The organism is Caulobacter sp. GW822-FHT01G02 (genome assembly GCF_058802865.1).
Window position 1 is genome coordinate 73,103 of sequence record NZ_JBXAON010000001.1, and the last position, 21,814, is coordinate 94,916.

Genomic DNA, 21,814 nt, shown 5'->3' on the forward strand with positions numbered 1-21,814 from the left:
AACCTGCCCGGGGCTGGTCTTAGCCGCAAACGACGATACCTTGGTGGAGCCCCTAGATGAATTTGGGTCATCCTGAATGAGCCGCGCCCAACTGCCGCTGAACGCCCTGCGCGCCTTCGAGGCGTCGGCCCGGCACCTGTCGTTCACCCGCGCGGCGATCGAGCTGTGCGTGACCCAGGCCGCCGTCAGCCACCAGGTGAAAGGCTTGGAAGCCCGGCTGGGCGCGGCGCTGTTCCGTCGTCTGCCGCGCGGTCTGGCCCTGACCGACGAGGGCCTGGCCCTGCTGCCCAGCGTGCGGGACTCGTTCGACAAGCTGGGCGACGTGCTGGCCCGCTTCGAGGGCGGCCGGGTGCTGGAGGTCTTGAGCGTCGGGGTGGTGGGCACCTTCGCCGTCGGCTGGCTGCTGCCCCGCCTGCCGGCCTTCCGCGAGGCGCATCCGTTCGTCGACCTGCGGCTGTTCACCAACAACAACCGCACCGACCTGGCGGGCGAAGGGCTGGACTGCGCGGTGCGGTTCGGCGACGGGGCCTGGCACGGCACGGAGGCCGCGCCGCTGTTCGAGGCCCCGATGAGCCCGCTGTGCGCGCCGGCGGTGGCCGAGCGACTTTCCGATCCGACCGACCTGTTCGGCGAGACCCTGTTGCGCAGCTACCGCGCCGCCGACTGGCCAGACTGGTTCGCCGCCGCTGGCTTGTCGCCGCCGCCGATCCGTGGTCCGGTGTTCGACAGCTCCTGGGTGATGGTCGAGGCGGCGCTGCAGGGCGCCGGCGTGGCCCTGGCCCCGCCGATGATGTTCGAGCGTCATCTGCAGGAAGGACGCCTGATCCGGCCCTTCGAGACTCAGGTCAGCGCCGGCCGCTACTGGCTGACCTGGCTGAAGTCCAGGGGGCAGACTCCGGCTCTGCGGGCCTTCCAGGCGTGGCTTTCGAGCTTCCGCGAAAACTAAAAATCTTCGGAACCAATCTTCGTCCGCGGCGCTTGCGCGCGGTATAGAAGTCAATGAAAATATCTTGAGTATCAATGGTCTAGCTTGACCTTGAAGCGCCGGAATCGCGCCCATCTTTGGTCAAGTTCTGCTGTCCGATTTGTCACCGCGAGCGTTGCAGGACGTCTCGCGCCCCCATTTTACGGACGAGACCCAAACAATGATAGCTAGCACGAAGACCATGATGGTCGCCGCCGCCCTGGTGATGGGCGGCCTGTCGGTCAGCGGCTGTGCGACCAAGAAATTCGTCAACCAGCAGGTCGGCCAGGTCGAGACGCGGGTCAGCGCTCACGACACCCAGATCGGCGAACTCGACAAGACCTCCAAGGACGCCCTGGATCGCGCCATCGCCGCCGGCAAGCTGGCCGAGGGCAAGTTCCAGTACGCCCTGGTGCTCAGCGACGACTCCGTGAAGTTCCCGGTCAACGCTGCGAACCTCTCGCCGGAAGCCGAGCAGCGCCTGTCGGAGTTCACCGAGAAGCTGAAGACCGACAACAAGAACGTCTACCTGGAAATCCAGGGCCACACCGACAATTCGGGCTCCAAGGAATACAACGACGAGCTCGGCGAAAAGCGCGCGGAAACCGTGCGCAAGTTCCTCAGCCAGCACGGCGTCGCCCTGAACCGCATGGCGACGATCTCGTACGGCCAGGACGCCCCGGTCGCCCCCAACGAAACGCGTGAGGGCCGGGCCCAGAACCGCCGCGTCGTGGTGATGGTGCTCAGCTAGTTTCCCGCGTTCCGGATGGGCTTTTCAGGTCGGCATCAAACCTGAAAAGCCCGTCAGGGCGGACTCGCCGGCGCGGGAGTGAGCGCCGCGCCGGCGAGTTTTCCGCTGTTAGAGCGTGGCAGCCGAAAGTGTGAGCGGTTTCGGCGCCTGCCACGCTCTAAGTGTTTGAGATAGAGCCTGTTTATCCGTTTCTGATGTTTCCATCAGAAACGGACAGGCTCTTAGGCCTCGCGGAGGCGAGCCGCCGGCTCGCGACGCGACAGGTTCGGATAGAGCTTGGCCTTGGCGGCCAGGGCGCCCTCCCAGTCGGCGGCGTCCGGCAGCGACGGGATCGTCACCAGTTCGCCCTGGTCGAAGCCGGCCAGCGCCGCGTCGACCATGTCATCGACGTCCATGATCGTGTTCGGATCCATCGCGTCGATGTCCGAGCCCGAGCGCTCCCAGATCTCGGTGCGCGTGGCGCCGGGCAGCACCGCCTGCAGGCGCACGGCCGAATGGGCGAACTGCACGCGCAGGCCCTGGGTCAGATAGGTCACGAAGGCCTTGGTCGCGCCATAGACCGGCATGCCCAGTTCCGGGATCAGCCCGACCACCGAGGCCAGGTTGACGATCGTCCCCTTGTCGCGCGGCACGAAGTTGCGCGCCGCCGCCGCCGCCAGGCGGGTCACGGCCGTGACGTTCAGCTGGATCATCTTCTCGAACGCGTCGGGATCGGAAGCGACGAAATCGTTGGAGCCGGCGACGCCCGCGTTGTTGATCAGCGCCGTGATGGCCGCGTCGGTGGCCAGGCGCTGCTCGATCTTCAGCAGGTCGGCCTTGTTCGTCAGGTCGGCCTTGATGACCTCGACCTTGACGCCGGTCTGGCCGCGCAGACGCTCGGCCAGGGCGTTCAGGCGGGCCTCGTCGCGGGCGACCAGGATCAGGTCGTAGCCGCGCTTGGCCAGGCGGTCGGCATAGACCGCGCCGATGCCGGTGGAAGCGCCGGTGATCAGGGCCGCGCCCTTGGTGTTGGTGTCGCTCATCGTGATAATCCTCAGTGTCTCGCCAAGGCCCTGGTGGTCCGGCTTCCAGCTCTAGCTATGGGGTAACTTGCTTTTCGCAAGTGAGTGGCCAAATCTTTCGTCATGAGCAAATCTGAACGCCCTCCCACCCAATGTCCGGTCGGCCGCACGCTGGAGCGCGTGGGCGATGGCTGGACCCTGCTGATCCTGCGCGACGCGGCCCAGGGCCTGACCCGCTTCGACCAGTTCGAGAAGAGCCTGGGTGTCGCCCCCAACATTCTGACGAAGCGGCTGGCGGGGCTTGTCGAAAACGGACTTCTCGAGAAGCGCGCCTACAATGAGCGGCCGCCGCGCTACGAATATCTGCTGACGGACCTCGGTCGCGACTTCGCGCCGGTGCTGACGGCGATGCTGGCCTTCGGCAACCGCCACTTCGCCGTCGAGGGCGTGGCTGGCCAGTTGATCGACCGCGAGACGGGCCTGGCCGCCGAGCCGATCATGGTCGACCGGATCAGCGGCAAGCCGATCACCAACGAGCACTTCACCTACGCCCCCGGACCGGCGGCCGGACCCGAGGTGCTGAACCGGGTGGCCTTCATGGCCGAGCGACGCGCCAAGGGGTGAAAAGGGCTTGCGCCGGACGAACTTGGCCGGAAACGTGCGCGCCTCGAAGTCGCGCTGTCCCCGGAGCTCCGATGCGCCTGTCTCTTGCTCTCGCCGCCGCCCTGATGGCCGCTGGCGCCGCCCACGCGGAAGCGCCGGCGCCCTCCACGGACCAGCCGCTGCTGCGAACCATCGCCGGCGACGTCGATCCCAAGGCGCTGGAGAGCACGATCCGGTCGCTGGTCGGTTTCGGCACCCGCCACACCCTGTCGGACACCAAATCGGACAAGCGCGGCATCGGCGCGGCCCGCCGCTGGACCAAGGCCCGCTTCGAGGCGATCTCCAGGGACTGCGGTGGATGCCTGACGATCGAGACGCCCTCGCAGACCTTCACCGGCAAGCGCGCGCCGAATGGCGTCGTGGTGGAGGACGTCCTGGCCATCCAGAAGGGGACCAGCGATCCGAACCGGGTGATCATCATCGCCGGCCACATCGACAGCCGCGTCACCGACGTGATGGACTTCACCAGCGACGCGCCGGGGGCCAATGACGACGGCTCGGGCACGGCGGCGGTGATCGAGGCGGCGCGCGTGCTCAGCAAGCACAGGTTCCCGGCCACCCTGGTGTTCGCGGTGCTGTCGGGCGAGGAGCAGGGCCTCTACGGCGGCAAGGTGCTGGCCGATTACGCGCGCGCTCAGGGCTGGAAGGTCGAGGCCGACCTCAACAACGACATCGTCGGCAACAGCCGCGGCCAGAGCGGGGTGATCGACAACACCCACGTCCGCGTCTTCTCCGAAGGCACCAAGGCCGTCGAGACGCCGGAGCAGGCCAACGGCCGCCGCTACAACGGCGGCGAGGTCGACAGCCCGTCGCGCAACCTCGCCCGCTTCCTGGACGGCCTGGCCGACCGCTACCTGACCAATTTCGACGTGATGATGGTCTATCGCACCGACCGCTACGGCCGGGGCGGCGACCAGGTTCCGCTGCTGGAGGCCGGCTATCCGGCCGTGCGCGTCACCGAGGCGGTCGAGAACTATGACCGCCAGCACCAGAACCTGCGCACCGAGAACGGCAAGCCCTACGGCGACGTGATCGAGGGCGTGGACTTCAATTATCTGGCCCAGGTTACGCGGCTGAACACCATCGCCATGGCCAGCCTGGCCTCGGCCCCGACCCCGCCGACGGACGTCAAGATCGCCGGCGCGGTCAGCCCGGACACCAAGGTCTCGTGGGCGCCGACGCCGGGCGCGGCCGGCCATCGGGTGTGGTGGCGCGGCACGACCGATCCGACCTGGCGCTTCAGCCGCTGGGTTCCGGACGCGGCGACCACCACAACGTTGAAGGACGTGGTGATCGACGACTTCTTCTTCGGGGTCTCGTCGGTCAGCGCCGACGGCTGGGAAAGCCCTGTGGTGTTCCCGGGGCCGGCGGGCAGCTTCGAGAGCCCGCCGCCGGCGCCCAAGACGCCTTAGGCGATCAGGTCCGGATCGTTCCGCTTCAGCCAGGCGGCGGCGTAGGAGCACAGCGGGGTGATCCGCATGCCTTCCGCGCGCGCCGTCTCGGCGACCTTGGTCATCAGCCGTCCGGCCGCGCCCGTGCCGCGCAGGGCCATGTCGGCCTCGACGTGCGGGATCACCAGCCGGTGTCCGGCGCGCTGATAGTCGGCCACGGCCAGCAGGCCGTCGACCTCCAGCTCGTAGCGGCTGAGTTCGGGGTTATGGCGGAAGGTGTCGGTCATGACGGGGGAACGCGTCTCACGGGCAAGGGATGCCAAGGGGTGGTCGTTAGGGTCTCGCTGGACAGGGCTCGGCTAAATCCTGTCATCCCGGCCGCAGCGAAGCGGAGAGCCGGGACCCAGGGGCAACCGCACTGCGCCGGCCCCTGGGTCCCGGACAAGCCCTCCGGGCTTTCCGGGATGACAAGAATAGGTTCGCTCTAAACCAGCTCGATCGCCATCGCGGTGGCTTCGCCGCCGCCGATGCACAAGGACGCCAGGCCCTTGGTCTTGCCGCGCGCCTGCAGCGCCGAGATCAGGGTGCACAGGATGCGCGCGCCCGAGGCGCCGATCGGGTGGCCCAGGGCGCAGGCGCCGCCGTTGACGTTCAGCTTGTCCGGATCGAAGCCCAGTTCCTGCTGGGCGACCATCGGCACCACGGCGAAGGCTTCGTTGATCTCGAACAGGTCGACGTCCTCGACGGTCCAGCCGGCCTTCTTCAGCGCCTTTCGCATGGCCGGGACCGGGGCGGTGGCGAACAGGGACGGCTCGTGGGCGTGGGCGGCGTGGCTGACCACCCGGGCCAGGATCGGCAGGCCCAGGGCCTTGGCGACGCTCTCGCGGGTCATGACCAGGGCGGCGGCGCCGTCGCTGATCGAGGAGCTGTTGGCCGCCGTGACGCCGCCGTCGCGGCTGAAGGCCGGGCGCAGGGTCGGGATCTTGGCCGGATCGGCCTTGACCGGCTGCTCGTCGGTGTCGACCACCTCGGTCCCCTTGCGGCTGACGACGGTGACCGGGGTGATCTCGGCTTTGAAGGCCCCGCTCTCGACGGCGGCCTTGGCCTTCATCAGACCCTTGGTCGCGTAGTCGTCCATGGCCTCGCGGGTGAACTGGTACTGGGCGGCGGTGTCCTCGGCGAAGGCGCCCATCAGCTTGCCGGGGGTGTAGGCGTCCTCCAGCCCGTCCAGGTACATGCTGTCCCACAGCTGGTCGTGTCCGATGCGGGCCCCGCCGCGGTGCTTGGACATCAGGTAGGGCGCGCCGGTCATGCTCTCCATGCCGCCGGCCACCACGACATCGACCGAGCCGGCCTTGAGGGCGTCGTGGGCCAGGATCGCGGCCTGCATGCCGCTGCCGCACATCTTGTTGACGGTGGTGGCTTCGACCGAAAGCGGCAGGCCCGCGCCCAGCGCTGCCTGGCGGGCCGGCGCCTGGCCGAGGCCGGCCGGCAGCACGCAGCCCATGAAGATCTGCTCGATCTTGTCGCCCGCGACGCCAGCCCGCGCGATGGCGGCCTTGACCGCCGTCGCGCCCAGCTCGGTGGCCTTCACCCCGCCCAGGGCGCCCTGGAAGCCGCCCATCGGCGTTCGGGCGTAGGAGACGATGACGACGGGATCGGACGCGGACATGGTTTAGCTCCCTGAAGACGTATTCGAGGCGAGATAGGCCTTCATCCACCCGCACAGGGCAAGAGGTTTGCGATGCCGTGATGAGAAGGGGCGAGGCGTCATCAGAGAAGAACTCGAGTGACGCCTCGCCAGGTGGCAACCGAGAGAGTCAATTGCGATAAAAAACCTACTTCGGTTCATCTTCAAACGCAACGCTCTCTTGCTTTCCCTCGCGGAACGTCTCAACCTCACGAAATGGGCCGCACTGCTGACTATACGAACGAACGTTGCTCGGTCGCCGCCACGCTGGAAGTCGTGGGCGATCCGTGGACCCTGCTGATCCTGCGTGACGCCTTCGCCGGGGTGAAACGCTTCGAGCAGTGGCAGGAGCGGCTGGGCGTCGCCCGCAACGTCCTGGCCGCTCGCCTGAAGACCCTGGTCGCCCACGGGGTCATGGAAACCCGCCGCTATTCCGAGCGTCCGCCGCGCCACGAATACTGGCTGACCGAGAAGGGCCTGGCCCTGTCGCCGGTGCTGCTGACCATGTCGGAGTGGGGCGACCGCTACGTCTATGGCCGCGACAAGTCGCCGGTGCTGTTCACCCACAAGGGTTGCGGTTGCGCCTTCCACCCGGTTCTGGCCTGCGAGCAATGCGGCGAGGTCGTTCAACGCGGCGACCTGGAGCGTGGCGCGCCGCTCCAACGGGGGCTGACCGTGGGCGAAGCGCTGGAAGCCACCAAGATCGCGGCGGAGTAACCCTACCCCCGCAGGATCTTTTCCATCGCCTTGCCCTTGGCGAGCTCGTCGATCAGCTTGTCCAGGTAGCGGATCTCGCGCATCAGCGGCTCGGCGACCTCTTCGACGCGGACGCCGCAGACCACGCCCTTGATCTCGGCGCGCGCCGGGTTCAGTCGGGGCGCCTGCGCGAAGAAAGTCTCGAAGTCCGTCCTGTTGGCGAGCTGAGCCTCGAACGCCTCGGGCGTGAAGCCGGTGAGCCAGAGGATGATCTGGTCGACCTCGGCGCGCGTGCGGCCCTTCCTCTCGGCCTTGGCGACATAGGCCGGATAAACGCTGGCGAAGGCCATTCCATAGAGGCGATGCTTGCTCGTCACGGTCCGGTCCACCCTCAATTTCATCCGCCCGCGGTCATTCACCATTTTTGGAAATGATTAACCGCGAACCTTAGCCATTCTTTGGCGTCTGCCTGCGAAAACAGTCTCATCAGATTTGAACGCCGCAAGGGGCAGCTAACCATGAAATTCTCGATCGCGATCGCCGCGGGTATCGCCGGCAGCTTCTTCGTCGCTCAGGCCGCTTCGGCCGCCGGCGGCTTCGAAGACCAAATGGGCCGTTGCCTGCAGCAGTTCGCGAACACCCGCGACGCCGCCCAGGTGATGCTGGAATGCACCGCCGACGCCGGCAAGCTGTCGGACTGCAAGGTCGTCGACAACAGCGCCGCCGGCAAGGGTTTCGACAAGGCCGCCATGTGCATCGCCGAGAAGCTGCCGATGGGCGCCAAGACCGGTTCGGTGAAGGTTCCCTTCCGCTTCCCGGGCGGCGCGTAAGCATCGCTTCGTCAGCTTGACACAGAAAGCCCCCGTCGGTTCGCCGGCGGGGGTTTTTCGTATGGGCGGCTTGGATGCCGGACAGTCTGGACCCGACGCCCGGGCGTCCGTCAGGCCTCCTGGAGGTCCATCGTCCGCGTCGTGCCGGCGATAAAACCGCCGCCCAGCACACGCTCGGGATCGGCCGGATCGTAGAGCACGCAGGCCTGGCCGGGCGCCACGCCTTCCTCGGCGCCGTCGAACACCACCGAGACCTCGCCGTCGCGGATCGCCAGGCGGCCGGCGACGGGCTCACGGGTCGAGCGGACGCGAGCCAGCACGGGCTGGCCGTCCTGCGCCGCCGCTTCCAGGCTGTCCTGGCCGCCCAGCCAGCTGCCTTCCTTGAGGGTGAGGGCGGCGGTCAGCAGCGCCTCGCGCGGACCGACGATGACCTGGCGCTTGTCGGCGTCGATCTTCACCACGAACAGCGGGTCGCCGACGGCGATGTTCAGGCCCCGGCGCTGACCGATGGTGTAGCGGGTCACGCCTTCGTGGCGGCCCAGCACGCGGCCGTCCAGGTGCACGACGTCGCCCGCTTCCGCGCCTTGCGGGCGGATGCGGTCGATCACCGTGGTGTACTTGCCCTCGGGCACGAAACAGATGTCCTGGCTGTCGGGCTTGTCGGCGATGGCCAGGCCGAGCCCCGCGGCGACGGCGCGCACGGTGGGCTTGTCCATGCCGCCCAGCGGGAAGCGCAGGAAGTCCAGCTGGTCGCGCGTGGTGGCGAACAGGAAGTAGCTCTGGTCCTTGGCCGGGTCGGCGGCGCGACGCAGCTGCGGACGGTTGCCGCCCCCCGCGAACGCGCGTTGAACATAGTGGCCCGTCGCCATGGCCTCGGCGCCCAGGTCTCGGGCCACGTCCAGCAGGTCGCGGAACTTGACGGTCTGGTTGCAGCGCACGCACGGGATCGGCGTCTCGCCGCGCAGATAGGCGTCGGCGAACTCCTCGATGACCTGTTCGCGGAAGCGGCTTTCGTAGTCCAGCACGTAGTGCGGTATGCCGATGCGCTCGGCGGCCATGCGGGCGTCCAGGATGTCCTGGCCGGCGCAGCAGGCGCCCTTCTTGGTGATCGCCGCGCCGTGGTCGTAGAGCTGCAGGGTGACGCCGACGACGTCATAGCCGGCGCGGGCCAGCAGGGCGGCGGTGACCGTGGAGTCCACGCCGCCGGACATGGCCGCGACGATCCGCGTCCCCTCCGGCAGGCCGACGGCCGCGCGCACCTGTTCGACCGCGCGCGCGATGAGCGAGTCGGCGTCGTTCGTGGCGGCGGGGGTCAGCAAGTCGGCGTCCATCGCCGCCATATAGCGGTTGATGGCCGGTTTTGCGAGGTTGGGGGAGGGCGGCTTGTCGCCGCCCCCTACTTCAGTACGTTCAGCAGCGACGAGGCCTGCAGGCTGGAGAACACCTGGGCCGAGGCCTGGACGGCCAGCTTGGCGGCTTCCAGGCGGGTCACGGCGTCGGCCATGTCGACATCGGTGATGCCGCCGACCATGCCTGTCAGGGTGTCGGCCTGGTTCGACAGGTCGGCGGTCGCGGCCTCGAAGCGCTTCTGGGTCACGCCGTTCTTGCCCTGCAGGTCGACCACGCCCTTCTGGGCGGTGTCGAACGTGGACAGCAGGCCGGTCAGGAACTGGACCTGGGTGTCGTTCAGCTTGCCGCTGAAGTCGCCGTTGGCGTCGACATAGGCCTGCACCTGTTTGAAGGCGTCGAACACGGTCGTACCGATCGCGTCGCCCAGCACGCCGGTCTTGGCGTTGGTCTGCTCGTCGATGCGGTTGGTGGTGATGTACTGGTCGTTGTGGAACAGGTCGGCGGTGGTCGGCGCGGCGGTCAGGTCGGCCATGGTGGTCGCCGAGGTCGTGGCCGTGTCGGTCTTGGCGCCGGAGAACACGTAGAGTCCGTTCGACTTGGTGTTCAGCCCCTGGATCACGTCGCCGAAGCTGGCCTGCATCTGCTGCATCAGGGTGGTGGCGTTGCCGGCGGCCAGGGCGTTGGCGATGGCCTCGCGGGCCTTCTGGGTTCCGTCGGCCACGCGGCCCAGGCCGGTGTCCTGCATCTCCAACCGGTTTCCGACCTGCTTTGACTGGTCGAGCAAGCCGTTGATCCGGTTCTGGGTGCCGCGCATGGCGGTCAGGATCTCGGCGTTCTTGGCGTAGCCTTTCAGGTCATTGGCGACCTTCTGGCTCGACACCTGGGCGCCCACGTCATTCTGGCGGATCTGCGCCTTCATGAGGTTAGACGTCATGATGTTGTAGTTCTGAACCGTTGAGACGCGGGTCATGGCTTACCTCAGGATTCCGGTGAGCACGTCGAACATGTCCTTGGTCGCCTGGATCAGGCGGGCCGAGGCATTGAAGGCTTGCTGGTAGGTGGTCAGGTTGATCAGTTCTTCGTCGAGGTTCACGCCCTCTTCCGACTGCCGCTGGCTGTCGACCTCGCTGGACACCGCGTCGGCGGCGTCCTTGCGGTTGGCGGCGGTGGCGGACTTACGGGCGATCGAGCCGCTGAAGTCCGAGGCGTAGCGGTTGACGCTCATATTGACGGCCGAGGCGTCGCCGGCGGCCGAGAAGCCGGCGGCGTTGTCGCCGGACTTGGCCAGGGCCAGGGCTCCGCGTCCGTCGCCGACGGCCAGGGCGGGGTTGCCGCCGACGGCCTGGGTCAGGTCCAGCTGGGCCAGGGGCAGCAGCTTCGGGTTCTCGTTCATCGCCTGACTGACGAAGAATTTCTCGCCCCGGGTGCTGCGTTCGGCCGGGCCCAGGCCGAAGAGCTGGCTGACGGACGGGCCGCCGACGCCGCGTTCAGTGGTGTCGGCCTGGATCGACATCGACACCGGCGTCGTCCCGTTCGAGGTGAAGCCGATCTGGCCCTTGGCGTTCAGCGAGAACTGGCCGTAGAGGCCCACGCCCGAGGCGCGCGAGTTCAGCGCGTCCAGCATGTCCTGCATCGTGCCGCTCGCGGGGGGGAGGGGGGGCGCGACGACGATGTCGCGGATGCGGCCGCCTTCGACGTCGGTCAGGCGGATGGTCATCGAGCCCGAAGTGAAGCCGTGCGGATCGGCCGACGTCAGGCCCGTCTCGTACGGCGAGTAGCCGTTGGTGCGGATGATGTCGTTCAGGCCGAAATAGTGGCTGAAACCCTTGCCGGCCTTGCTCGACGGGCTGGTCGCGTCGTCCTGGACAGCCACGCCCAGGCCGCCGCTTCCGGTCAGGGTCATGGCCCCGCCCGAGAAGCCGGCCGCGCCCATGCCGCCCATGGCGGTGTTCAGCTGGGCCATGAAGTCGGACGGGTTGAAGCTGGGCCCGGCCGCGCCGTCGACGCTCATCGTGCCGGCGTCGAAGTCGATGTCGATCCGGCGCTGGATGACGCCGCTGCTGTCGGTCAAGGCGATCGTGGTCTTGCCGGTGAAGCCGGTCATGGCCGCGGTGTCGTCCAGACCGGTGTTGCGGCCGGTCATGCTGGTCGGGGCGGGCACCGACGAGGCGGCGTTGGCGGCGCGGTTGATCTCCTCGGCCGCGCGCGAAGTGAATTCGCCCAGCTGGTCGGACAGGTTGACCAGCTCGGTGTTGCGCACGTCCAGCAGACCCTTGATCTCGCCGCTGGAGATGTTCAACGGCGTGGGCTGCACCGAGCCGTTGGCCAGTTGCACGGTCAGGTAGCCCGTGGCGGTGGCCGAGGTCTGGTAGGTCATCTTGGCCGCGCCGTCGCCGGCCAGGGGCAGGCCTTCGGTCGAGCGGACATAGACCCCGCCCAGCTGCCGGGGCGTGACCTGGACGTTCATCAGCTTGGACAGTTCGTCGACCAGGCTGCTCTGGACGTTCTCGGCGCCGGTGGCGTCGGCCCCGGCCACCTTGGCGCGGGTGATGTCGGTGTTGAGGCCGTCGATCTGGCTCAGCAGGTCGTTGACGCGGTCGACATCGGCCGAGATGCGGGTGTCGGCGTCCTTGCCCAGCTTGGACAGCGACGAGGTGATACGGCTGGATTCACTGAGGAAGTCATCCACCCGCGTCAGCGCCTGGGTGCGCAGCAGGGACGAGGACGGATCGTCCTGGGCCGACGAGAAGGCCGAGAAGATGTCGTCCAGGGTCGAGAAGAAGCTGCTGTCGCCGCTGGGATCGCCGAACAGCTGCTGGGCGCGGTTAAGGGTGTCGGCCACCACGGAGGTGCGGCCGCTGTCCGAGGCGGCGTTGAGGCTGGCCGACTGCAGGAAGCGGTCGGTCGCGCGCTTGATGGCGTCGATGCTGACGCCCACCCCCATGCCGTTGGACAGCAGGTTCGACTGGCTGATCGTCTTGCGGACGTAGCCGGTGGTGTTGACGTTGGCGATGTTGTCCGAGGTGACGCGCAGACCCGTCTGCGCGGCCATCATGCCGGACGTCGCCGTGTTCATGATCGCATTCAGCGACATGCGGCAGCTCCCCTAGAAGTGGGCGTCGAGGGCGACACCGCCCCCAAAGCCCACTTCGAATTTGAGTAGATCGAGCCTGCTCATCGAAACCCGACGGAAAGGTCCGGCTTCGACAGGCTCGTGCTGGGCAAACCGCGCAACGCAGGGCGCGTCGTTGCCCGGCCAAACTTGCCGGGTCACGCAGGGAATGGAGTTCCCGATATTTTCCAAGCTATTGAAATTCATTGCGAAAAGTTCCGGCGGTCGGAAGTTCGACGAGGGATCATGCGCAAGGACGGCGCCAACTGGCCCCGCGACCGGGCGACGCGGCAACTCCCGTCCCTTTCGACCGGGCGGGCCCGGCAAAAAGCGCCGCACGGAGAGCGATTTTGCTTCGTAAACAAGCCATTAAGATGAGCTAAAACAAAGGCTTGAGGCCATTTCGGCGAGTTGGCCCGACCGTTGCGTAAGGAGGCCGGACAAAGGCGTGTTCGTCATGGACCGCCGTCTCAACCGAGCAACGACTGCGAATGACCGCGATCGCCGCACCCACCGCCGCTCTTCCCGCCGCGCCGCCTCCGGCCGCGAACGGCAAGTCGTCGGGCGACGGCTTCGACGCCCTGCTGGCCATCGCCGGCAAGAACGATGAGGCTCCCGCGCCCCGCGCCCCGTCGCGTACGGAGTCGAAGAGCGACGCTCGCGATGACGGCCGTGACACCAGGGCGGCCGACAAGCCGACCAGGACGGACGGCAAGACCGACGCCAAGCGCGCCGATCGCGCCGATCGCGCCGACAGGGCCGATGACGCTCAGGACGCCAAGGCCGCTCAGGACTCCAGGAAGGCCGACGCCGCCGACGCCAAGGCCTCGGACAAGGCCGACGGCGGCAAGGACGGCAAGAGCGACGCCGCGGACAGCAAGGCCTCGGACAAGGACGCCGACCAGAAGGATGACGCGGCGAACGCCGCCGACGCCGCGGCCCAGGCCGCCGCCACCCTGATCGCCGCCATGACCGCGCCGGTCCAGGCTCCGGTCCCCGTTGAAGCCGCCGCCGACGCTCAGCCGGCCGCGGACGCGACGGCCGCCGTCGCCAATCAGGCCGTCGATTTCGCCGCCGCCGTGCAAACGGCCCAGACCCAAGCCCAGGTGACCGCGCCGGTCGCCGCCGAAGCGGCTCAGCCCGCCTCGCCCCAGCAGCAGACCGCCGCCGTTCAGGCGCCGGTCCAGACGGCCACGCCGGCCGCCGCCGCGCCGGAAGGTCAGGCCGTCGACGCCGCCGCGCTCGAGGCTCTGGCCGCCCTCGCCAGCGACGAAGCGACCCCGGTCTCGACCGACGACCTGACCGCGCCCAAGGCTGTCGACGCCAAGGCCGGCGACGCCAAGACCGCCGACGCGGCCAAGGCCGCCGCCCCCCAGCCGGCCGCCCCGCAAGCGCCCGTGGCCCCGGTCGCCGCGCCGGCCGTCCAGGTCGCCGCGGAGGTGATCGAGGCGCCGGTGGTCGCGGCCGCTCCGGTCGTCGCCGAGACCGTTGCCGCCGCCGAGGCCGCCGAGCCGGAAGCCGCCCAGACCACGACCAAGACCGCCGAGGCTCCCAAGGCCGCGCCGTCGCCGCTGGCCGCCCAGGCCAAGGCCGCCGACGCGGTGGCCGTCGAGACCGCCCAGGCCGTCACCGCCGTCGCCGCGGACAAGGGGGAAACGACCACCGACGCCAAAGGCTCGGACAAGGCCGCCGCGACGATCGCTTCGGTCGAAGCGCCGGCCGCCGCCGCGGCCGCCGCCGCCGTCGACACCAACGCCATGGCCGTCCCGGCTCCGGTCGCCCAGGCTCAGGCCGCCAGGGCCGCCGCGCTGGCCGCGGCGCCCGCCCCAGTGCGCGGTTCGCCCGAGACCGTCGCGGCCCTGTCGGCCGAGATCCTCAAGCGCGCGGACAAGGCCACCCGCTTCGACGTGACCCTGACCCCGGACAACCTGGGCAAGGTCGACGTGCGCATCGAGATCGGCCGCGACGGCGCGATGACCGCCTCGATGAGGTTCGACACCGTCCATGCCGCGCAGGAACTGCGCAGCAAGGCGGGCGAGCTGCGCCAGGCCCTGAACGACGCCGGCTTCAGCGTCGCCGACAATGGCCTGTCGTTCGACGTCTCCAGCCAGAACAACGGCCAGAATTCCAACCCCTTCCTCGCTTTCCAGGACTTCGGCGACCAGGGACGGCGCGCCTTCTCGGGCCGCGCCTTCCAGGCCTCGCTGACCGGCGAGGAAGACATCGCCATCGCCCCCGCTGACCTGCTGCCCGGCCTGAAGACGGTCGCCGACAGCGGTCTCGACATCCGCATCTAAGGAAGGACCGAGTCATGGCCTCCGCCGTCTCGTCTCAGAACACCTCTTCGGTCCTCGACAAGATCAACAACTCGCGCACGTCGCTCGCCAACAACGAGCAGACGTTCCTGAAGCTGCTGACCGTCCAGTTGAAGAACCAGGACCCGCTTTCGCCCACCGACACGACCCAGATGACCAGCCAGATCACCCAGATGACGGGCGTCGAGCAGCAACTGGTCACCAACGACCTGCTGGCCGCCCTGGTCGGCATGAACACCGGCACGGGCCTGTCGGAAGGCGTCAACATGATCGGCAAGCAGGTCACCGCGACCACCGACAACTCGACCCTGAAGGACGGCAAGGCGGTCTTCTCGTGGAGCCAGCCGGGCGGTTCGACCTCGCTGACCGTCGAAGTGAAGAACGCCGCCGGCAAGGTGGTCCGCACGCTACACCCCGACGACCAGAAGAGCGGCGACCACACCATCACCTGGGACGGCAAGGACGACAGCGGCGCCCAGCTGGAAAACGGCGGCGTCTACACCATCGCCGTCACCGCCAAGGGCGCCGACGGCAAGGAAATCAAGGCGACGAAAATCAAGGGCCGCACCGAAGGCGTGGTCACGGCGGTCGACAACTCCACAGGCTCGCCGCAGGTCATCATCAACGGCAAGCCGGTCCCCATCGACAACGTCATCGGCGTCACCGCCGTGGCCGCCAACTCCGACACCAAGACGGACGACAAGACGGACACCAAGACGGAAGACAAAGCCGCCTAGGCCTCCCGCCACCCTATCGAACGGGCGTCAGAATGACGCCGACGCGGTCCCCGGAAGACGGTCTTCCCCCGGACCCAAACGCAAACAGCGCTGAACCCTTCGAACCCCATTTAGAAGCAGGAATTCAGTCATGAGCATCAACAGCGCCATGCTCGCCGGCGTCTCCGGCCTGATCGCCAACTCGTCGGCCCTGGCCGCGATCTCGGACAACATCGCCAACGTCAACACCGTCGGCTACAAGCGCTCCAGCGCCAACTTCTCGACCCTGGTGACCTCGGGCTCGAAGAACCAGGCCTACAGCGCCGGCGGCGTGAAGGCTCAGACGCACCAGTACGTCAGCCAACAGGGCCTGACCCAGTCCACCACCTCGAACCTCGACCTGTCGATCTCGGGTTCGGGCTTCTTCGTCACCACCGAGAAGCCGGAAAACCTGACGGCGACCGACACCCGCTCGTTCACCCGCGCCGGTTCGTTCCAGCTGGACAACCTGGGCTACCTGCGCAACGACGCCGGCCTCTACCTGCAGGGCTGGCTGGCCGATCCGGTCAGCGGCATGATCACGCCCGACCCGTCGGACCTGATGCAACTGTCGTCGATCAACGTCGGCAGCGTCGGCGGCACGGCCGAGAAGACCACCCGCGTCGGCATCAACGCCAACCTGCGCTCGGAACAGCCGGTCGCCGCCGCCGTCTCGTACAAGGTCGGCACCGCCGGCTCGCCGTCGAAGCCCAACGTCCAGGACGACAAGCTGGTCAACCACAACTTCGACGTCGTCTACAGCTCGACGGGTTCGGCCAATCCGGCCGCCTCGGGCGACAACGAATACCTGGTCGACATCAAGGAAAACGGCGTGATCGTCGCCAGCGGCAAGGTCGGCTACGACGCGGCGACAGGCGCGCTGAACAGCTCGACCATCGACTACAAGGGCGCGGCCACGCCGGCCGGCAACCTGACGGACACGGCGATCAACGCCGCGGGCGACAAGGTTATCCTGGCCGACCTTGGTCTGATGACCGACGCCGATGTCAAGCTGGGCAAGCTGTACGATCCGTCGACCTGGTCGATGTCGGACTACGCCCTCGACAACACCAAGGGCGTCAAGCCGGACTTCGAGATCCAGGTTCCGCTGTCGGACTCCAAGGGCGGCCAGCGCACGGTCACCCTGTCGCTGCTGAAGGGACCCGGCCCCAACGAGTGGTACGCCGAACTGCGCGCCAAGCCGGGCGACCTGGCCAACAACGCCAACGGCCTGATCAGCACGGGCGTGGTGAAGTTCACCACCGACGGCAAGCTGCAGAGCACGGGCAACCTGTTCGGCGGCACCAACCCGACCTCGATCTCGCTCAAGGCCTCGGGCACCCCGCTGGTGGTCCAGCCGGCCCCGCCGGCCCCGCAACTGCCGCAGCCGCCGATCTGGGCCGACAGCCTGGGCATCGACACCCAGGACGTCCAGATCGACCTGGCCAACGCCGCCGGCGGCCTGACCCAGTACAACAGCCAGTCGGTCGTCCAGTCGGTGAACACCAACGGCACCGCCTTCGGCAACCTGACCAATATCGAAGTGGATGACGACGGCTACGTCTCGGCCATCTTCGACAACGGCGTCACCCGCCGGATCGCCCAGGTCGCCGTCGCCACCTTCTCGAACCCGAACGGCCTGAAGGGCGTGAACGGCAACGCCTATCGCGTCACCAACGAAAGCGGCACCTACAGCCTGAAGGCTCCGGGCCAGGGCGGGGCCGGCGGTCTGGCGCCCTCGACGCTGGAAGCTTCGACAGTCGATCTGTCTACTGAGTTCACGGGGCTGATCACCACGCAACGCGCCTACTCGGCGTCGTCGAAGATCATCACGACCGCCGATCAGATGCTTGAAGAACTTCTGAATATTAAGCGCTGATCATAGGGATTAACGCTCTTTAATTCTTGTGTTTCACATCGAGACACTACGAACTGCTAAGGGAGCCACTCTGTTCAGGCCTTCTTTACTATTGGGATTAAGCCGCTGTTATTAGGCGGCGCCTATAGTGGCCTTCAACAGTGATGGTTGTGGGAAAGGCGTAAAGCCATGTTGCAACAGCAGCGCACGAACAGCCGGGGTGAAAAGTACGTTATCGGTCCGACCGGTGCGCCTCTTACCCTGTCCGATCTGCCGCCGCCGGAGACCCAACGTTGGGTTATCCGTCGTAAAGCCGAGGTCGTGGCCGCCGTCCGCGGGGGCCTGCTCTCGCTCGACGAGGCTTGCGATCGTTATAAGCTGACCAACGAGGAGTTCCTCGCGTGGCAGCAGTCGATCGACCGGCACGGCCTGGCGGGCCTGCGGACCACCCGGATCCAGCAGTACCGTTAAGAGCCGTTCGTCAGGCTATTGGGGGGGTGCGATATTGTGACCGCCCCTTGCTCTTCCCGAGAACCCCGCAGGCCTTGCGCCACAAGGGTTTGAAGACGTTCAGCGGCCGCTCCCGAAAGGGGGCGGCCGCGACGTTTTGGCGCCGTCCCGGCCGCCTTCCCGACCCAGATATAAACGCCTCGTTTACCTTGTACTGGGTAAATCCTGCCTACCGGTGGGCGGTTCTCGTTCGCCTGCCGGTTCCTCCTCGCGGAGGGGCGTGGGATCAAGGGTGAGGCTTCGTGGAAAGCTTTCTGGGTTCGATCAAGCAGTTTGGCGTCGGCCGTCTGGCCGCGATGCTCGGCGTTGGCGCCGGCGTCGTCGCGGTCATGGTGGCCCTCGTCATGTTCATGGGCAAGGAGCCCAATGAGCTGCTGTATTCGAACCTGGACCTGAAGGAAGCCTCGCAGGTCACCCAGGCGCTGGACCAGGCGGGCATCAAGTACGAGACCAAGGGCGACGGCTCGACGATCATGGTGGCGCGCGACAAGGTCGCCAGCGCCCGCCTGATGGTGGCCGGCAAGGGCCTCGTGAGCTCCGGCTCCATCGGCTACGAAATCTTCGACGGCAACAACGCGCTGGGCCAGACCGACTTCGTCCAGCAGCTGAACCGTCAGCGCGCCCTACAGGGCGAGCTGGAACGCACGATCAAGGCCATGCAGGGCGTCAACAGCGTCCGCGTCCACCTGGTGCTGCCCAAGCGCCAGCTGTTCGAGGAAGACGCCGAGCAACCGTCCGCCGCCGTGACCATCGGCGTCGGCTCGCGCGAGCCGTCTTCGGAAATGGTCCGCGCCATCCAGAACCTGGTCTCGTCGTCGGTCCCGAACATGAAGGCCGAGAAGGTCGCGGTCATCGACCAGCACGGCAAGACCCTGTCGGCGCCCAGCGACGACAGCCTGGCCGGCAAGATGGCCGAGGATCGCCGCACCGAAGCCGAGGCCCGCATCGCCAAGACCGTCAAGGACATGATCGAAGGCGTGCTCGGCCCGGGCAAGGCCCGCGTCAACGTCACCGCCGACCTCGACCTGAACCGCGTCACCACCCAGGAAGAGAAGTTCGACCCGGACGGTCAGGTCGTCCGCTCGGAAAGCACCAACGAACAGGGCAACAGCGAGACCAAGAACGACGACACCTCGGGCGTCACCGCGACCGCGAACGTCCCGGGTCAGGGCGGCGCCAACGGCTTCCAGCAGCTGGGCTCGCGCTCGAACGCCAACGAGAGCGTCACCAACTACGAGATCTCCAAGTCGGTCACCACGACCGTCCGCGAGCCGGGCGCGATCCGCAAGGTCGCCGTGGCCGTGGCCATCGACGGCGTCACCGCCCCTCCGGGCAAGGACGGCAAGCCGGGCGCCTATACCCCGCGCACGGCTCAAGAGATCGCGCAGATCGAAGAGCTGGTGAAGACCGCCGTGGGCTTCGACGCCCAGCGCGGCGATCAGGTGAAGGTCACCAACATCAAGTTCCCGCAGCCCGAGGACCAGGGCCTGGAGAAGCAAGGCCTGCTGGCCGGCTTCGACAAGAACGACATCATGCGCTTCGCAGAACTGGGCATCCTGGGCGTCGTGGCCCTGCTGGTCCTGCTGTTCGCGGTCCGCCCGTTCATCAAGAACCTGTCGACGCCGGCGCCGGGCCCGATGGCCCTGGCTGGTCCCGGCGGCCAGGTGACCCGCTTGGTCACCCTGTCGGACGGCACCCAGCAGCAGGTCGTGGTCGACCAGTCGGGTGAGCCGATCGCCATCGCCGGTCCGGTCTCCGACATCGACTCGCGCATCGATATCGCCAAGATCGAGGGCCAGGTTAAGGCTTCGTCGATCAAGCGGGTGTCAGAGTTCGTCGAAAAGCATCCGGAGGAATCGGTCGCGATCCTCCGTAACTGGCTGCACGAGTCGACCTGATGGCCATGAAAGTCGCCGTCAACGATATCAAGAACCTCTCGGGGCCGGAAAAGGCCGCGATCGTTCTGCTCGCCCTCGGTGAAGATCACACCAAGATCTGGGAAGCCCTGGACGACGAGGAGATCAAGGAAGTCTCCCAGGCCATGGCCGGCCTGGGCACGGTGTCGGCCAGCGTCGTCGAGGATCTGCTGGTCGAGTTCGTCTCGGGCATGAGCGCGACCGGCGCGATCATGGGTTCGTACGAGCAGACCCAGCGCCTGCTGGCCTCCTTCATGCCTCAGGAGAAGGTCGACGCCCTGATGGAAGAGATCCGCGGTCCGGCGGGTCGAACCATGTGGGACAAGCTGGGCAACGTGAACGAGGCGGTGCTCGCCAACTACCTGAAGAACGAATACCCGCAGACCGTCGCGGTGGTGCTGTCGAAGGTGAAGAGCGATCACGCCGCCCGCGTGCTGGCCTGCCTGCCGGAAGACTTCGCCCTGGAATGCGTCACCCGCATGTTGCGGATGGAGCCGGTGCAGCGCGAGATCCTCGACAAGATCGAGATGACCCTGCGCACCGAATTCATGTCGAACCTGGCGCGCACGTCCAAGCGCGACAGCCACGAGATGATGGCCGAGATCTTCAACAACTTCGACCGCCAGACCGAGGCCCGCTTCATCGCGGCCCTGGAAGAGCGAAACCGCGAGGCGGCCGAGCGCATCCGGGCCCTGATGTTCGTGTTCGAGGACCTGTCGAAGCTGGACCCGGGCGGCATCCAGACTCTGCTGCGCGGCACGCCGAAGGAGCAGCTGGCCCTGGCCCTGAAGGGCGCCTCGGACAAGCTGCGCGACATGTTCTTCTCCAACATGTCGGAGCGCGCCGCCAAGATCATGCGCGAGGACATGGAGAGCATGGGCCCAGTGCGCCTGAAGGACGTCGACGCCGCCCAGGTGGGCATGGTGCAGGTCGCCAAGGATCTGGCCGCCAAGGGCGAGATCATGCTGGCCGGCTCCGGCGGCGACGACGAGCTGATCTACTGAGGCGGATGGCATGACCGACACCCCTCACCGCAGATTTGGCTTCGACACGGTCTTCGACGACCGTGGCGGCGTCGCCTACACCCCGCCGAAGGTGAAGAAGAGCTTCACCCTCGAGGAGGTCGAGGCGGCCAAGGCCCAGGCCTACCAGGAGGGCGAGCGCTCGTCCGTGGCCCGCGCCGAGCAGGAGGCCGCCCATGCCCTGAACGAGGTGGCCCACGCCATCCGCGAGGCGTTCGGGTCGCTGACCCAAGTGGCGCACGAGCACCGCGAAGGCGCGGCCATGCTGGCCCTGGCCTGCGCCCGCAAGATCGCCGACGCGGCCCTGCAACATTTCCCCGAGGCCCCGGTCTCCGCGGCCCTCGAAGCCCTGGCCCGCGAGGTCGAGGCCCAGCCGCGCATCTTCGTCCGGGTGTCGCCCGAGCTGGAGGAGCGCACCCAACAGGCTCTGGAGCAGGTGGCGACCCAGATTGGCTTCCAAGGCCAGATCGTCGCCCGCGCCGACGGCGCCATGGCCCCGGCGGCCTTCACTTTCGACTGGGGGGAGGGCCGCGCGGCCTTCGATCCAGACGGCGCCGCCCAACGCGTCGCCGAAGCGCTGGAAGCGGCCATCGCCGCCGAAGGTCTCCACGCCGAACCCCTGTTCTCCTGAAAAGGCTGATCCAAGATGGCCGAAGACAATCTCCCGCTCGACGAATTCGGAGGCTCGATGCTCGCCTCCGAAATGCCGGTCGAGCTCAGCGACAAGACCGCGTCGGATCTGGCGCCGGTCTTCGACGTGCCGGTCAACATCTCGGCGGTGTTGGGACGCGCGCACATGTCCGTGGCGCAGCTGCTTCAGCTGAGCCAGGGCTCGATCCTGGAGCTGGACCGCAAGGTCGGCGAGGCGATCGACATCTACGTCAACAACCGCCTGGTCGCCCGTGGCGAGGTCGTCGTCGTCGACGAACGCCTGGGCGTGACCATGACGGAAATCATCAAGGACGGCGACCAGGGCTAACGCCCTGCCGT

General features: G+C 67.5%; 21 protein-coding genes and 1 pseudogene. 15 read left to right on the plus strand and 7 right to left on the minus strand.

The annotated features are described in order from the left end of the window. Window positions 1–76: 76 nt before the first annotated feature. Window positions 77–946, plus strand: coding sequence for a LysR family transcriptional regulator (locus tag AC1RNC_RS00390; RefSeq protein WP_492882772.1), 870 nt, complete (start codon window positions 77–79; stop codon window positions 944–946). A gap of 199 nt (window positions 947–1,145) precedes the next feature. Then, the gene (locus tag AC1RNC_RS00395; protein ID WP_492835670.1) at window positions 1,146–1,715 is read left to right on the plus strand and encodes an OmpA family protein; all 570 of its coding nucleotides are present in this window, start codon (window positions 1,146–1,148) and stop codon (window positions 1,713–1,715) included. Window positions 1,716–1,936: 221 nt separating this feature from the next. On the opposite strand, the gene AC1RNC_RS00400 is transcribed toward AC1RNC_RS00395, so the two are convergent. After that, window positions 1,937–2,737: an SDR family NAD(P)-dependent oxidoreductase gene (locus tag AC1RNC_RS00400; protein ID WP_492882774.1), complete on the minus strand. Its 801-nt coding sequence runs from the start codon at window positions 2,735–2,737 to the stop codon at window positions 1,937–1,939. Between the two features lie 102 nt (window positions 2,738–2,839). Here AC1RNC_RS00400 and AC1RNC_RS00405 point away from each other — a divergent pair, with 102 nt between their 5' ends. Further along, window positions 2,840–3,340 (plus strand): winged helix-turn-helix transcriptional regulator, encoded by a 501-nt coding sequence (locus tag AC1RNC_RS00405; RefSeq protein WP_492835666.1) that lies wholly within the window; start codon window positions 2,840–2,842, stop codon window positions 3,338–3,340. A 71-nt stretch (window positions 3,341–3,411) separates the two neighbouring features. Further along, window positions 3,412–4,791, plus strand: coding sequence for a M20/M25/M40 family metallo-hydrolase (locus AC1RNC_RS00410; protein ID WP_492882777.1), 1,380 nt, complete (start codon window positions 3,412–3,414; stop codon window positions 4,789–4,791). Here the strand turns inward: AC1RNC_RS00410 and AC1RNC_RS00415 are convergent. Next, the gene (locus AC1RNC_RS00415; protein ID WP_295113621.1) at window positions 4,788–5,057 is read right to left on the minus strand and encodes a GNAT family N-acetyltransferase; all 270 of its coding nucleotides are present in this window, start codon (window positions 5,055–5,057) and stop codon (window positions 4,788–4,790) included. The genes AC1RNC_RS00410 and AC1RNC_RS00415 overlap by 4 nt on opposite strands. Window positions 5,058–5,134: 77 nt before the next feature. On the opposite strand from AC1RNC_RS00415, the pseudogene AC1RNC_RS00420 reads away from it, so the two are divergent. Beyond that, window positions 5,135–5,239 (plus strand): annotated as a pseudogene (locus tag AC1RNC_RS00420) (hypothetical protein); the annotation flags it as partial. A 15-nt stretch (window positions 5,240–5,254) separates the two neighbouring features. Here AC1RNC_RS00420 and AC1RNC_RS00425 read toward each other — a convergent pair. Then, the gene (locus AC1RNC_RS00425) at window positions 5,255–6,442 is read right to left on the minus strand and encodes an acetyl-CoA C-acyltransferase (RefSeq protein WP_492882779.1); all 1,188 of its coding nucleotides are present in this window, start codon (window positions 6,440–6,442) and stop codon (window positions 5,255–5,257) included. A gap of 234 nt (window positions 6,443–6,676) precedes the next feature. On the opposite strand from AC1RNC_RS00425, the gene AC1RNC_RS00430 reads away from it, so the two are divergent. After that, on the plus strand, window positions 6,677–7,177 hold the full coding sequence (locus tag AC1RNC_RS00430) for a winged helix-turn-helix transcriptional regulator (RefSeq protein ID WP_492835658.1): 501 nt from the start codon (window positions 6,677–6,679) through the stop codon (window positions 7,175–7,177). 2 nt (window positions 7,178–7,179) lie between these two features. On the opposite strand, the gene AC1RNC_RS00435 is transcribed toward AC1RNC_RS00430, so the two are convergent. Beyond that, a complete protein-coding gene (locus tag AC1RNC_RS00435; RefSeq protein ID WP_492884353.1) occupies window positions 7,180–7,506 on the minus strand; it encodes a DUF2200 domain-containing protein in 327 nt (108 codons plus the stop codon). Window positions 7,507–7,674: 168 nt separating this feature from the next. Between AC1RNC_RS00435 and AC1RNC_RS00440 the strand changes: the two genes are divergently transcribed. Continuing rightward, window positions 7,675–7,986, plus strand: a complete 312-nt coding sequence (locus AC1RNC_RS00440) for a hypothetical protein (protein WP_099580748.1) — start codon at window positions 7,675–7,677, stop codon at window positions 7,984–7,986. A gap of 110 nt (window positions 7,987–8,096) precedes the next feature. Here AC1RNC_RS00440 and mnmA read toward each other — a convergent pair whose 3' ends face one another. From mnmA to flgK, 3 genes are all read right to left on the minus strand, one after another. Further along, complete coding sequence (mnmA, locus tag AC1RNC_RS00445; protein WP_492882782.1) at window positions 8,097–9,317, minus strand: tRNA 2-thiouridine(34) synthase MnmA; 1,221 nt, start codon at window positions 9,315–9,317, stop codon at window positions 8,097–8,099. A gap of 65 nt (window positions 9,318–9,382) precedes the next feature. Then, entirely contained in the window at window positions 9,383–10,306 is a 924-nt protein-coding gene (locus AC1RNC_RS00450; protein WP_492882784.1) for a flagellin, read from the minus strand. A gap of 3 nt (window positions 10,307–10,309) precedes the next feature. Next, window positions 10,310–12,430 carry a flagellar hook-associated protein FlgK gene (flgK, locus tag AC1RNC_RS00455; RefSeq protein WP_492882787.1) on the minus strand — a complete coding sequence of 707 codons (2,121 nt, stop codon included), beginning with the start codon at window positions 12,428–12,430 and terminating at the stop codon, window positions 10,310–10,312. Between the two features lie 509 nt (window positions 12,431–12,939). On the opposite strand from flgK, the gene AC1RNC_RS00460 reads away from it, so the two are divergent. The 8 genes from AC1RNC_RS00460 to fliN all read left to right on the plus strand — a co-directional run bounded on the left by AC1RNC_RS00460 (window position 12,940) and on the right by fliN (window position 21,803). Then, complete coding sequence (locus AC1RNC_RS00460) at window positions 12,940–14,745, plus strand: flagellar hook-length control protein FliK (protein ID WP_492882789.1); 1,806 nt, start codon at window positions 12,940–12,942, stop codon at window positions 14,743–14,745. A gap of 14 nt (window positions 14,746–14,759) precedes the next feature. Beyond that, window positions 14,760–15,500 carry a flagellar hook assembly protein FlgD gene (locus AC1RNC_RS00465; RefSeq protein ID WP_492882791.1) on the plus strand — a complete coding sequence of 247 codons (741 nt, stop codon included), beginning with the start codon at window positions 14,760–14,762 and terminating at the stop codon, window positions 15,498–15,500. Between the two features lie 130 nt (window positions 15,501–15,630). Next, window positions 15,631–17,397: a flagellar hook protein FlgE gene (flgE, locus tag AC1RNC_RS00470; protein ID WP_492882793.1), complete on the plus strand. Its 1,767-nt coding sequence runs from the start codon at window positions 15,631–15,633 to the stop codon at window positions 17,395–17,397. A gap of 168 nt (window positions 17,398–17,565) precedes the next feature. Further along, window positions 17,566–17,847 (plus strand): CtrA inhibitor SciP, encoded by a 282-nt coding sequence (gene sciP / locus AC1RNC_RS00475; protein ID WP_047410412.1) that lies wholly within the window; start codon window positions 17,566–17,568, stop codon window positions 17,845–17,847. 281 nt (window positions 17,848–18,128) lie between these two features. Then, complete coding sequence (gene fliF, locus AC1RNC_RS00480; RefSeq protein ID WP_492882796.1) at window positions 18,129–19,784, plus strand: flagellar basal-body MS-ring/collar protein FliF; 1,656 nt, start codon at window positions 18,129–18,131, stop codon at window positions 19,782–19,784. Further along, window positions 19,784–20,806, plus strand: a complete 1,023-nt coding sequence (fliG, locus tag AC1RNC_RS00485) for a flagellar motor switch protein FliG (protein ID WP_492882798.1) — start codon at window positions 19,784–19,786, stop codon at window positions 20,804–20,806. The genes fliF and fliG overlap by 1 nt, the downstream gene beginning before the upstream one ends. Window positions 20,807–20,816: 10 nt before the next feature. Further along, on the plus strand, window positions 20,817–21,455 hold the full coding sequence (locus AC1RNC_RS00490) for a FliH/SctL family protein (protein WP_492882800.1): 639 nt from the start codon (window positions 20,817–20,819) through the stop codon (window positions 21,453–21,455). Window positions 21,456–21,470: 15 nt separating this feature from the next. Then, window positions 21,471–21,803: a flagellar motor switch protein FliN gene (gene fliN, locus AC1RNC_RS00495; protein ID WP_492835638.1), complete on the plus strand. Its 333-nt coding sequence runs from the start codon at window positions 21,471–21,473 to the stop codon at window positions 21,801–21,803. The last annotated feature ends 11 nt before the right edge of the window (window positions 21,804–21,814 follow it).

Excerpts from the sequence above, each read along its gene's own strand:
- fliG (WP_492882798.1), top strand. The coding sequence starts at position 19,784 with ATGGCCATGAAAGTCGCCGTCAACGATATCAAGAACCTCTCGGGGCCG.
- mnmA (WP_492882782.1), bottom strand. The coding sequence starts at position 9,317 with ATGGACGCCGACTTGCTGACCCCCGCCGCCACGAACGACGCCGACTCG.
- AC1RNC_RS00400 (WP_492882774.1), bottom strand. The coding sequence starts at position 2,737 with ATGAGCGACACCAACACCAAGGGCGCGGCCCTGATCACCGGCGCTTCC.
- AC1RNC_RS00435 (WP_492884353.1), bottom strand. The coding sequence starts at position 7,506 with ATGGCCTTCGCCAGCGTTTATCCGGCCTATGTCGCCAAGGCCGAGAGG.
- AC1RNC_RS00395 (WP_492835670.1), top strand. The coding sequence starts at position 1,146 with ATGATAGCTAGCACGAAGACCATGATGGTCGCCGCCGCCCTGGTGATG.
- AC1RNC_RS00460 (WP_492882789.1), top strand. The coding sequence starts at position 12,940 with ATGACCGCGATCGCCGCACCCACCGCCGCTCTTCCCGCCGCGCCGCCT.
- AC1RNC_RS00425 (WP_492882779.1), bottom strand. The coding sequence starts at position 6,442 with ATGTCCGCGTCCGATCCCGTCGTCATCGTCTCCTACGCCCGAACGCCG.
- AC1RNC_RS00465 (WP_492882791.1), top strand. The coding sequence starts at position 14,760 with ATGGCCTCCGCCGTCTCGTCTCAGAACACCTCTTCGGTCCTCGACAAG.
- AC1RNC_RS00430 (WP_492835658.1), top strand. The coding sequence starts at position 6,677 with ATGGGCCGCACTGCTGACTATACGAACGAACGTTGCTCGGTCGCCGCC.
- AC1RNC_RS00440 (WP_099580748.1), top strand. The coding sequence starts at position 7,675 with ATGAAATTCTCGATCGCGATCGCCGCGGGTATCGCCGGCAGCTTCTTC.
- fliN (WP_492835638.1), top strand. The coding sequence starts at position 21,471 with ATGGCCGAAGACAATCTCCCGCTCGACGAATTCGGAGGCTCGATGCTC.
- flgE (WP_492882793.1), top strand. The coding sequence starts at position 15,631 with ATGAGCATCAACAGCGCCATGCTCGCCGGCGTCTCCGGCCTGATCGCC.
- AC1RNC_RS00405 (WP_492835666.1), top strand. The coding sequence starts at position 2,840 with ATGAGCAAATCTGAACGCCCTCCCACCCAATGTCCGGTCGGCCGCACG.
- sciP (WP_047410412.1), top strand. The coding sequence starts at position 17,566 with ATGTTGCAACAGCAGCGCACGAACAGCCGGGGTGAAAAGTACGTTATC.
- AC1RNC_RS00390 (WP_492882772.1), top strand. The coding sequence starts at position 77 with ATGAGCCGCGCCCAACTGCCGCTGAACGCCCTGCGCGCCTTCGAGGCG.
- AC1RNC_RS00410 (WP_492882777.1), top strand. The coding sequence starts at position 3,412 with ATGCGCCTGTCTCTTGCTCTCGCCGCCGCCCTGATGGCCGCTGGCGCC.
- AC1RNC_RS00490 (WP_492882800.1), top strand. The coding sequence starts at position 20,817 with ATGACCGACACCCCTCACCGCAGATTTGGCTTCGACACGGTCTTCGAC.
- AC1RNC_RS00415 (WP_295113621.1), bottom strand. The coding sequence starts at position 5,057 with ATGACCGACACCTTCCGCCATAACCCCGAACTCAGCCGCTACGAGCTG.
- flgK (WP_492882787.1), bottom strand. The coding sequence starts at position 12,430 with ATGTCGCTGAATGCGATCATGAACACGGCGACGTCCGGCATGATGGCC.
- AC1RNC_RS00450 (WP_492882784.1), bottom strand. The coding sequence starts at position 10,306 with ATGACCCGCGTCTCAACGGTTCAGAACTACAACATCATGACGTCTAAC.